1 protein-coding gene and 1 pseudogene are annotated in these 1,209 nt (G+C 67.0%); both read left to right on the forward strand.

Features of this window, described 5'->3' with window-relative positions; all coding sequences use genetic code 11:
* Window positions 1-1,019 (forward strand): beta-propeller fold lactonase family protein (locus O9335_RS07955; protein ID WP_298386181.1); only part of this gene is annotated, 1,019 nt, incomplete at its 5' end.
* Window positions 1,019-1,209, forward strand: a pseudogene (locus tag O9335_RS07960) (SAF domain-containing protein); the annotation flags it as partial. The gene O9335_RS07955 and the pseudogene O9335_RS07960, both read left to right, overlap by 1 nt.

The following is a 1,209-nucleotide window of genomic DNA, read 5'->3' on the forward strand; positions in this document are numbered from 1 at the left end:
GCGCCGGCGCGGCCACCTGGGTGTATGTTGCCAATGCCGACAGCCAGGACATCTCGGTGATGCAGCTGGACCGCGCGGCGGGTGCCCTCAAGCCGGTGGCCACCGTGCCCGTGGGTGGCACGGCCATGCCCATGGTCGTGAGCCGTGACAGGAAATTCCTCTACGTGGCGCTGCGCTCGCAGCCGTTTCGTGTCGTGACCTTCGCCATCGACGGGGCCACGGGCGGCCTGAAGAAGCTGGGCGAGTCCACGCTGGCCGACAGCATGGCCAACATTGACCTCGACCCGACCGGCAAGTGGCTGTTCGCCGCCTCGTACGGCGGCAACAAGATCACCGTGAACAGCATAGGCGCCGACGGCGTCGTGGGTGCGGTGCAGCAAATCGTCAGGACCGCGCCCAATGCGCATGCCGTCCATGCCGACGCTTCGGGCAAGTACGTTTTTGCCACCAGCCTGGGTGGCGACAACCTTTCGAGCTGGAGGTTCGACCTGGCGACCGGTGTGCTTTCGGCCAACGACCCCGCGCTCATCAACGTCGCCCCGGCCAAAACCGGCCCGCGCCACTTTGTGTGGGACAAACCGCAAAAATACGTTTACCTGATCAACGAGCTGGACGGCGGCGTGGACGTGTTCAGCTATGACGCCGGCAAGGGCGCGATGAACCATCTGCAGCGCAGCACCGTCGTGCCGCCGGGCTTTGCCGGCAAGGTCTGGGCGGCCGATCTGCAGATTTCGCCGGACGGCAGATTCCTCTACGGCTCCGAGCGCACGTCGAGCACGCTGACCACCTTCAAGGTCGACCCTGCCACGGGCCGGATCGCGGTGGTCGGCCAGACGCCAACCGAGAAGACTCCGCGCGGTTTCGCAGTGGACTCGACCGGCCGCTTCCTGATTGCGACCGGCCAGGACTCGCACGGCGTGTCGCTGCATGCCATCGACCCCGCCACCGGCCTGCCGGGCGCGGGCAAGAGCCAGCCTGGCGGCAAGAACCCGAACTGGGTCGAGATCGTGGACTTCTGATGACTGCACCCGTGAGCCGCCCGCCGCTTTACATCCGCATGCACGATGCGGACAACGTCGCCATCGTCGCCAATGACGGCGGCCTGGCGCCGGGCGTGGTGTTTGCCGACGGCCTGACGCTGGTCGACCGCGTGCCGCAAGGCCACAAAGTGGCGCTGGTCGATTTGCCCAAGGGCGCGGCGGTGCTGCG

Source organism: Inhella sp. (assembly GCF_027532025.1).
In the GTDB taxonomy this organism is placed as follows: domain Bacteria; phylum Pseudomonadota; class Gammaproteobacteria; order Burkholderiales; family Burkholderiaceae_C; genus Inhella.